At 36.1% G+C, this 9,669-nt stretch carries 12 protein-coding genes; 1 reads left to right on the top strand and 11 read right to left on the bottom strand.

Features of this window, described 5'->3' with window-relative positions; all coding sequences use genetic code 11:
- The 8 genes from NK356_RS12300 to NK356_RS12265 all read right to left on the bottom strand — a co-directional run.
- Window positions 1-935: TIGR02452 family protein (locus NK356_RS12300; RefSeq protein ID WP_253317100.1), on the bottom strand; the 935-nt coding region annotated here is incomplete at its 3' end.
- 11 nt (window positions 936-946) lie between these two features.
- Window positions 947-1,423, bottom strand: coding sequence for a macro domain-containing protein (locus NK356_RS12295; protein WP_253317099.1), 477 nt, complete (start codon window positions 1,421-1,423; stop codon window positions 947-949).
- Window positions 1,424-1,486: 63 nt separating this feature from the next.
- The gene (locus NK356_RS12290; RefSeq protein WP_253317098.1) at window positions 1,487-2,587 is read right to left on the bottom strand and encodes an adenylosuccinate synthetase; all 1,101 of its coding nucleotides are present in this window, start codon (window positions 2,585-2,587) and stop codon (window positions 1,487-1,489) included.
- A gap of 64 nt (window positions 2,588-2,651) precedes the next feature.
- Entirely contained in the window at window positions 2,652-3,506 is an 855-nt protein-coding gene (locus tag NK356_RS12285; protein WP_034693998.1) for a hypothetical protein, read from the bottom strand.
- A 2-nt stretch (window positions 3,507-3,508) separates the two neighbouring features.
- Complete coding sequence (locus tag NK356_RS12280; protein WP_034693999.1) at window positions 3,509-3,844, bottom strand: hypothetical protein; 336 nt, start codon at window positions 3,842-3,844, stop codon at window positions 3,509-3,511.
- A 77-nt stretch (window positions 3,845-3,921) separates the two neighbouring features.
- Window positions 3,922-4,470, bottom strand: a complete 549-nt coding sequence (locus NK356_RS12275; RefSeq protein WP_034694000.1) for a 2OG-Fe(II) oxygenase — start codon at window positions 4,468-4,470, stop codon at window positions 3,922-3,924.
- Window positions 4,471-4,499: 29 nt separating this feature from the next.
- Window positions 4,500-5,042, bottom strand: coding sequence for an NADAR family protein (locus tag NK356_RS12270; RefSeq protein WP_253317097.1), 543 nt, complete (start codon window positions 5,040-5,042; stop codon window positions 4,500-4,502).
- A 373-nt stretch (window positions 5,043-5,415) separates the two neighbouring features.
- Window positions 5,416-6,111: an NUDIX domain-containing protein gene (locus NK356_RS12265; protein ID WP_253317096.1), complete on the bottom strand. Its 696-nt coding sequence runs from the start codon at window positions 6,109-6,111 to the stop codon at window positions 5,416-5,418.
- Window positions 6,112-6,234: 123 nt separating this feature from the next.
- Here NK356_RS12265 and NK356_RS12260 point away from each other — a divergent pair, with 123 nt between their 5' ends.
- A complete protein-coding gene (locus NK356_RS12260) occupies window positions 6,235-6,876 on the top strand; it encodes a DUF1579 domain-containing protein (protein WP_034694006.1) in 642 nt (213 codons plus the stop codon).
- 46 nt (window positions 6,877-6,922) lie between these two features.
- Here the strand turns inward: NK356_RS12260 and NK356_RS24275 are convergent, their stop codons facing one another.
- The 3 genes from NK356_RS24275 to lepA all read right to left on the bottom strand — a co-directional run bounded on the left by NK356_RS24275 (window position 6,923) and on the right by lepA (window position 9,638).
- The gene (locus NK356_RS24275) at window positions 6,923-7,051 is read right to left on the bottom strand and encodes a hypothetical protein (RefSeq protein WP_367399305.1); all 129 of its coding nucleotides are present in this window, start codon (window positions 7,049-7,051) and stop codon (window positions 6,923-6,925) included.
- 23 nt (window positions 7,052-7,074) lie between these two features.
- Window positions 7,075-7,764, bottom strand: coding sequence for a DNA damage-inducible protein D (dinD, locus tag NK356_RS12255; protein ID WP_367399304.1), 690 nt, complete (start codon window positions 7,762-7,764; stop codon window positions 7,075-7,077).
- A 77-nt stretch (window positions 7,765-7,841) separates the two neighbouring features.
- Window positions 7,842-9,638, bottom strand: coding sequence for a translation elongation factor 4 (gene lepA, locus NK356_RS12250; RefSeq protein WP_253317095.1), 1,797 nt, complete (start codon window positions 9,636-9,638; stop codon window positions 7,842-7,844).
- Between the last annotated feature and the right edge of the window lie 31 nt (window positions 9,639-9,669).

Here is a 9,669-nt window from a genome sequence, read left to right as displayed (position 1 = left end):
GTGATGAAATTACACAGAACAGGCTTAGGAAGCAATTCTCCCTTATCTTTCCTGAAAACAGGAACTTTAGGACTGTAAATCATTGTATCAGTATAAAAACAGGATTCCATCGCACGATGAATTGTGTAATAATCCCATGCCTGAAGTAAGCTTTCATACAGTCCTGAAGTTCTTGCCAGGCTTTCTTCCTGTGCTTCCGCTCCATTGATAAATCCTCCTCCCGGATTTTTTGCTGATGCAAAATTCAGACACATGATTTTCTCCTGATTTTCTTCTTCGGCTAATTGTAAAATTGCTTTTAAAGAACTGCATTTCCATGTTTCAATTTTTGTTTCAAAACTGATTTCCGGTAACGGAGATTCTTTCATTTCAGAAAGTTGTTCCGGAGTGAAAAGAACAGTTTCTTTTTTACTGATTTCCAGTTCGTTTTCTATATTTATTTTTTTGTTGTTTTCGTTTATATAATATTTTTGGGCAAGGATATCTAAGGTATCTTTTGCCATTCCTTTATTTGTCATGGTTAATTTTTTAATATTAGACATCAGTTCTCCCAACTCCGTATTTCCTGCTTTTTCAAAATCATCTCCTATAAATACTTGGGTTACTTTGATGTTTCCTACAATGGCTTTATTAAAACTATCCAGTTGTTCTGATGGAACCCATAGCTCGTTGTGATTTCTTGCTCCTACATTCTGAGCAGGATATTGAGCTGTCACTTCTTCCAGTACATCAAACTGTGTTACAAAACCAAGATAGTTTCCGGCTTCGTCTCTGGTGTTCCATTTTTCTGCGATCTCTGAAGCATATTCTTCATTGAGAACGGGATAAAAAATGGGCTGCCATTCCAGTCTCGGGGGAAATTCTTTAAATCCGCTTTCTATAATCAGGATCATTTCTTTTTCTCCTACTGGTCTATATAATGTTGTTGTTTTCATGGTTATTCTTTTTATTCAAAATCATATACATATACTTGCACCTCTTTTGCAAGCAATGTTCTTTCAATAATAGGTTCTATTTCTTTCCATTTTCCTCCTGCCAGCCCACATCCAATTCTCGGCATGTGAACGCTTGCATTCAGCAGCAACGCTTCACTGGAAAGTTTTTCGAGAGCTTTTTCAATAGCATCATATCGAACAGGAACTCCATGACTTCCTGTTTTTATTCCTTTTTGTCCGATTATATTAGCTACATATATGTATTTTTCAACCTGGACCAACTGAATTTTTCCTAATGCAAAATCATTTTTACTTCTGAAGCGATGCCAGTCTCTGTATTTCTTTTCAGGTTCTTCCCATCTTTTGGAAACAGCCAGTACAAATCCTTTTCCCCAGCCTCCGATATCATTACAGATATGGGCGATGATTTTTGTTCCTTTGGCTTGTGGGGCTGTTGCATCTCCTTTCAAATATTGTATGGTTTTCATGGTTCTTAATTTTCAATCATTTATCATTCTTCTATTCTATCATTAAATATAAAATTAATGCTTTTATCTTATCGTTTCTTCTTCTTTTTGAAATTTAAAAATTGGCTTAAAATCTTTTGAATAAGGAGAATAGGATCCATAAACGGTATTCAATTCAACGTCCAGATTTTCTAATTTAAATTGCTCATCAACCTGATCTAAGCAGGTAATAACAAGATTCTTTTTAACCGGAAATACATAGGCTCCATCCAGCTTTAAGGCATAATTCAGCAGTTTGTAATCTATTTCTCCGGTTCTTAACTCCTTTTGATACTCATTAAATGTACAGGTTTCTTCTTCATTATTTTTCAGATTCATTTCTTTTTCATTGCTCATCCAGCCGTTTCCATGGCGGGTGGCGTAGCTTCTGGTCACATAATACATTTCAATATCTTCAATCTTTAAAAGCTTACAGATTTCGCAGGCATTTTTTGAAGTCGTATTTGCATAGGTCACATTAGGGAAAACGCCATGATCCATATCGAGTAAAATACCCTGACTCCCTTCGAAAATAAGGTGATCAAACGAAGCCAGGTAGTTATAATCATTTATCTTCCAATCAATAGCATCAATAGCATCTAAGAAAGGCTGCAAAAGTTCTGTAATCTCACTTTCATCTACAAAACCGTAGTAATAGGCAATTCCTTTCAGCTTTTCTAACAACATTTCTTTGGGCGCTATGAGGTCTATGGCAAATAGCTTATAAGGACTTTCGTTTCTTTTCATCGTGGCTCCTACTCCTTTTCCGCAGGTTCCGTGTTCCAGATTACGGGCGTTCGTTCTGTTTTGCCATACATCAAGAGGAGTTGTCACTTTTGCCAATGGATGAATATGAAGCTCAATGTTTCCGTTTTTTGCTTTTAATTCTTCCCTCTCATTGAGTAGAAAAACCGGATGAATCGTACAGTGCTCGGTAAAGTAAGAAGGCAGACCGCGAAGTGCTCCACTTGCAAAACTGGAATGCACATGCTTTCTTTCATCAATCATTACGGTATGTGCAGCCTGCTGTCCTCCTGAAAATCTGACCACAACAGCATCCGGATTCTGAGAAGCCAGAAAATCTGTAGTAATCCCTTTTCCTTCGTCTCCAAAACCAAGTCCTATTACTATTTGCGCCTTTTTCATGTCTTTTATTTTTTTAAATCTTTTGTCTTTGTCATTCCTATTTACTGATGACCATGACAGATTTCTAAAGCATCTGAAACTGATCTAATCCTCCAGTTCCTGTTGTTCCGAAGCTTTTGTTTTTAAATTTATCACAGATAATATTTTTAATAACATTCGGAATTTCCCTGTGATCTGCTATGGAAATACAGTTTTGTCCTAATAATTCTTTCCAGCCTCTGTCTGCTCTCAATGCCTGATCAGAGTGCAGAACACTAATGTGGTATACTTCATATTTTTTCTTTGCTTCTTCCAACAGTTCAAAATGAGTATAGGTTTGCTGTCCTTTTCCCATAATTTCCCTGATCGCAGACGCTGAAAGTGTTTTTAAACAAGGTTCATCACCTACAGTAAACAGTAATCCCTTCTGTCCTCTTTTTTCAAAAGCATCCGTTCTGGTGTGAAAAGCGGCAAAATACCACGCTAAAAGATAACTTTCTCCTGCATTTCCACCTCCTCCGGATTCAATGTAAGTTCGTGTGAGCCACATATCCAGTTCTTCATCTCCTGATTCAAACTGCCCGACCTGAAGGGGATAGCCATCACATTCATGATCTCCAATTCCAAGAAACAATAAGGCAGGATCGGGAACGCCTCCCTGGATAATTCCTCCCATGAGTTTCGGTAATCCTTCTCTGATCAGTTCGTGAGGAATATGTCCCATACTTCCGGTAACATCCAGTCCTAAAATAATCGGAACGGAATGAGGATGAACTACTGAATCTCTGGATTCTCTGAAAGAAATTCCGTGAGGGTTCATAGATTCGTGAGCCATTCTTTTGGCATTCTGGGTGAAAATTTCCCCTGCGGATTTTGTTCCGTAACCTGCTTTACTTGCTCTGTCATAACGAGCGTCTAAATCGTATCTTGTACTTCCCATGACTACAATGTTTTTCCAAATAAATATTCAAATCTCTTTTGGGTTACTTCGAGCTGAATATTCAGATTTCTGATTGTTAATGATAATTCCATGTCTTTCTGAACAAATGCTTCGGGATTAAAATCCGCAAAAGTCAGACTGTTTCTGTCTAAAGGACTGATATCAATAAGCCCTTCCTGTTCACGCTCAAGTCTTTTGATTTTTAGTTCGATATCTTCAACTCTGCGTCTGTAGATCAGTTCGGAATCTGCTCCGATGATTCTAGCACGGTCTTCTCTGATCTGATCATTATTTCTTTGTAATGATTCGATAAATCTGGGTTTTAATTCATCTTCCATGATCAAATATTTTTATTTGTGTTAATATTACGCTAATTAAACCAGACACAGTAATGCCTTTCTCTAATCCGGATGATTTATACTTTTGAATACATTACATCTGTTCTCAAAACATATTTCAATCCACTGATCAGTGTTTTTCCTTCATGTCTTAATGGATGGTGAAAAATCAGAGCAGTTCCTTTCTTTGGAGCAACGGTAAAAAGGTTTTCAAATTCTGTTTCTCCTCCTTCAAAATCATCATTCAGGTAAATCATAAAGGTGTAAAAGCTTTTCTCTCTTTCATTTCGGATATAACTTCCATCTCTGTGCATTTTGAACTGCTGTCCGGGAGCATATTTATAAACTCTGAGCATTTCATTAAAGTTAATAATCTGATATCCAGCATATTCCTGAGGTAAAAATTCTGTAGCCTTATTGAAGAGCTCTTCAGCAATTGCAGTATCAAAAATCATCAGTCGGTCATTATTTCTGATCCCTTTATTCATTTGCTGACGTCCGAAAACATTGATTTTTGCTTCTTCAAAAACTTTTTCCTGCGAAAGACTGATGTAATGATCACATTCTGTTTCAGTCAGAAAATCTTCAATCAGAAATATCTGTGGGTGTAATTCTATTTTTTCCATAATTAATATTTTGTGCCTGGTTTGTGTTTTTACCTTCTTAATTCATCTCTTACCTCCATCAAAGCAAATCCTAAAAGGTTTTCTCCGTTCCATAATAGAGGGTTTTCAGCTCTGTTATCGGTTTCCAGCATCCCGATTCCCCAGATTCTATCATAAGGACTTGCCTCCACTAAAACTTTGTCTCCGGTTGATAAAAGGAAGTCTTTAAATTTCTGATTTTGAGAGAATTTCAAAAGATTTCCCTGAGTTACTATCTGATATTTATGTTCATCCCAAAGTTTCGGATCAAAGTCTTTCACTTTTCGTCCAAGCGCTTTTGCCTGATTAGGAGTAGTCGCTTTTAAGATTTCCTTTTCCATTTCAGCATTATTAAATAATCTTGCTTTTCCAGCCATCATATAATGTTCTGCTGTTTTATAAACTATCCCGTTCTCTTCAAAACTTCCTGGAAACCATTGGCTGAAACATGATTTGGTAACGATATCTTTTGCTGTATGTCCCCAGAAAAAGAAGAACTTTATCTTTTCTTTCTTCTGAAAACTTTCTGTAATATTTTGTAAGGTGTATTTCATGATTGCGTTATTTTGACACAAATTTAAAACAATATCAGTCTTTGCAGCAAATTTATTTGTGTTAATTTTACGCTAATAAATATAATCAATTGATTTACAGTGATAAAAATTTAATTTTGAAAAACACGAATAACACAAATTTTAATCACAAATGACACAAATTTGATGCGTTTAGGCTAAAGCTAATTGAATTAAATGATAAAAAAACGGGCTTCCTTCGACTAAACTCAGGATTATAGCCCGTTCCTATTGAAAGTATTTTAATGAGTTTATTAGAATATGTTTCTTACGCTCCACATTATTTGTGAACATAAGTGACAAAATATTAGTGACTATTCGTGCAAAACATTCGTGAAATTAGTGTTTACACATCTTATTTGATTTCAAAATAAAAGCCCTGCTCTTCCAGCTCTTTATATTTTTCTTTATTAAAAGTAAAAAGTTTTCCAGGTCTGCCACTGCCTTCTTTTTTTACGTTGTTGGTTTCATTAAGCAGTCCGTAGCTCATGATTTTTTTACGGAAATTTCTTCTGTCAATTTCCTGTCCGACAATTGTTTTATAGAGGTTTTCAAGGTCTGAAAAAGGGAATTCTTCATTGAGAAGATTGAAGCCGATTGGCTGGTATTGAATTTTTGTACGAAGTCTTTTTAGAGCAGTCTCAATGATTGTTTTATGATCAAAGGCCACTGAAGGAAGTTTATTAATGCTGAACCACTGTGCATCTTCCGCATCTGAGTCAGCAAACAGCTCATGATAAGAAGGGTTTACAAGCCCTAAATAAGCCACAGAAACCACTCTGTTTCTCGGATCACGACCCAGATTACCAAAAGTATACAGTTGTTCTAAAAAATCGGGCTTTATGCCTGCTTCTTCATAGAGTTCTCTTTTTACCGCATCATCTACACTTTCATCATCCAGAACAAGTCCTCCCGGAAGTGCCCATCCTCCTTTAAAAGGTTTAATATTTCTTTTAATCAGAAGGATCTGAAGATCTTTTTTATCAAAATATCCGAAAATAACGGCATCTACAGCCACTTTTATATCCTGTAATTTTTTTGGAGACTCCATAAATTGATTTGCGTTACGAATACACAAAGCTACGATTTATGCCTGTATTAAAAAATAATTTCCGTTATAATAAAAGTTCTTATCTTTAAGTTATCTTTCTAACCATCTTAAAACTAAATTATTATGAAAAATTTATTAACAATTCTTTCTGCAGTTTTATTATTAATAGCTTGTGAGAAAGGAAAAACAACAGCTGCCACTGGTTCTGACAAAACAGATTCAGCATCTACCTCTGAATGGAAACCTGTAGATTCAGCAACCGCCATGAAAGACTGGATGGCGTACTCAACTCCGGGAGAAATGCAAAAAATGCTTGCAAAATCTGATGGAACCTGGAACGGAGAAACTTCCATGTGGATGGAAAACGGGGCAAAACCGATGATGAGTAAATCCGAGGCTACCAATAAAATGATGTTTGGCGGACGTTATCAAATGACTAATCACAAAGGTGACTTTATGGGAATGCCTTTTGAGGGGATGAGCATTGTAGGATATGACAACTCAAAGAAGAAGTTTGTCAGTACTTGGATTGACAATATGGGAACCGGAATCATGCATGGTGAAGGAGACTGGAATCCTTCCACAAAATCGGTTGAATTTAAAGGAAAAATGACAGATCCTTCAAGACCTGGAAAGGATTGTGATTTCAGAGAAGTATTCACTTTTGTAGATGATAATACTCAAAAACTGGAAATGTTCGGCCCCGATTCTAAAACCGGGAAGGAGTACAAAACAATGGAAATAAAATATACCCGTAAAAAATAAATCAATAAGAAAACCGCTTCGTTGGAAGCGGTTTTTGTTTTATAAATTATTTCTTAAAAGGTTTTTTAGTCTGCTTTAAAACATTCTTTTCATCACCATCTAATTTTCTTTGTAATTTTTTCACATCCTCTGCCGGAGGTAAATCTTCAGGGACTATTCCTCTGTTTGTCAACATATTTCTAACAGCAACATTATTATCTATATGCTCTTCTTAATATTTAATTGCCCTTTTAAGTTTTTATTTTGAACATTCAAACCTGTCATTTCAGCTGCCAGATCTTTAGCTTTAATACTAATTGTAGGTAAAAAATCTGCTACTGGTCTGCTTTCAGGAACTTTCATTTTTTTCTTTAACATGTTTGTATTTAAACGAAAAAGCGCTTGATCTCCTTTACTTCTTATCACAGCAAATCCCTGGCTATCAACCCCTCTTTCATATAAAATTCCTGAAAGTTGTTTTTCAGTCTGACTTAATTTTTCGCGAGCTTTGATTCTTTCATATTCTAACAACCTCTGTTCCACCAATTCCGCTCTCCTGGTTTGAACAGCAAAATAGTTCTGGGCGAAAGATATTTCCTGTTTTCTACTATCGCCGTTTTGTGCGATTAAGTAACAGCCATATCTTGTTAGTAAAATATCATCTATTTCTTTCTCCGCTCCTTTAGGCATTTGTATCGTTTTCCTGACATCAGGAAAATGATACTCAATTAACTCTCCAACGTTTTTACAAGCATCTTTGGCCTTTATAATTACTTTTTCAAAGTTTTCCCATTTACTATATCCCAATAATATTTGTAAATCTCTTGCACTCCAACACTCTATTCCCTCTAGTTCAGAGGCTGCTTCTTCAAATTTATAGAATAAATCTTTTATTTCTTCTGATTTCATTTAATAATGTGTTTTTATAAATGTACAAAAAAAACCGCTTCATCAGAAGCGGTTTTTATTTTATAATAGATTAATAATTAATCATTTAACTTTAGTACAGCCATGAACGCTGATTGTGGTACTTCTACTCTACCAATCTGCTTCATTTTCTTTTTACCTTCTTTCTGCTTTTCCAATAGTTTACGTTTTCTGGAAATATCTCCACCGTAACATTTTGCGGTAACGTCTTTTCTTAAAGCTTTAATCGTTTCTCTTGCGATTACTTTCGTCCCTAATGCAGCCTGAACAGCAATATCAAACTGTTGTCTCGGGATCAGTTCACGAAGCTTTTCACACATTCTTTTACCGATGTAATAAGCATTAGAATCGTGAATCAATGAAGATAAAGCATCTACCATATCACCATTGATCAGGATATCCATTTTTACAAGCTTTGAAGCTCTGAATCCGATTGGATGATAATCGAATGAAGCATATCCTTTAGAGATAGATTTTAATCTGTCATAGAAGTCGAATACAACCTCAGCAAGCGGCATATTAAAAATTAACTCTACTCTTTCTGATGTCAGATAACTCTGGTTAACGATTTCTCCTCTTTTTTCGATACATAAAGTCATTACAGCTCCTACGAAGTCGGATTTTGTAATGATAGAAGCCTTGATGAAAGGTTCTTCTACTCTGTCCATCGTTGAAGGATCCATCATTTCAGACGGGTTGTTGATCAAAATCGGAACTTCAGGTTCTTTTTTAGTATATCCAAAATAAGAAACGTTCGGTACCGTGGTGATTACGTTCATATTGAACTCTCTGTCAAGACGTTCCTGAACAATTTCCATGTGTAGCATTCCCAAGAATCCGCAACGGAAACCAAAACCAAGAGCTGCTGAACTTTCCGGCTCGAAAACCAGAGAAGCATCATTCAGTCTTAACTTTTCAAGAGAGAATCTTAATTCTTCAAAATCTTCAGAATCAATTGGGTAAATCCCGGCAAATACCATTGGTTTTACTTCCTCGAATCCATCAATTGGTCCACTAGCAGGGTTTTCAAAAGAAGTGATGGTATCTCCTACTTTTACTTCACGGGCATCTTTAATACCCGATACAAGATATCCTACGTCACCACAATGGATTGTTATCTTTGGAACCTGCTTTAGTTTTAATGTACCTACTTCATCAGCTCCATATTCTTTTCCTGTAGCAAAGAACTTAATCTTTTCATTTTTAGTGATGCTTCCGTTCACTACTTTGAAATAAGCTTCAATACCTCTGAACGGGTTGTATACAGAGTCAAAGATCAAAGCCTGAAGTGGTCCGTCAGGATCTCCTACCGGTGCAGGAATTCTTTCAACAATCTGCTCTAAAAGGTTATGAACACCTTCTCCTGTTTTTCCTGAAACTCTCAATACATCTTCATATTCGCATCCGATAAGGTTCATGATCTCATCGGTTACTTCTTCAGGGTTCGCAGACGGAAGGTCAATTTTATTTAGAATCGGAATGATCGTTAAATCATTTTCCAATGCAAGATACAGGTTACTAATGGTTTGAGCCTGAATACTCTGTGCAGCATCTACAATAAGAAGTGCACCTTCACAGGCAGCAATAGAACGGGAAACTTCATAAGAGAAGTCAACGTGTCCCGGGGTATCAATAAGGTTTAAAATATATTTTTCTCCTTTATACTCATAATCCATCTGAATAGCGTGTGATTTAATGGTAATCCCACGTTCTTTCTCCAAATCCATATCATCAAGCGTCTGAGACTGTAATTCTCTTTGGGTAACAGTATTCGTGTACTCCAATAGACGGTCTGCCAGGGTACTTTTACCATGGTCGATATGAGCGATTATGCAAAAATTTCGTATGTTTTTCATTTAAGAATCTTGTAGTTTGCAAAGATAAGAA

Source organism: Chryseobacterium sp. S0630, assembly GCF_024158915.1.
Lineage (GTDB): Bacteria > Bacteroidota > Bacteroidia > Flavobacteriales > Weeksellaceae > Chryseobacterium.
This window is presented reverse-complemented; position numbering and strand designations above follow the sequence as displayed.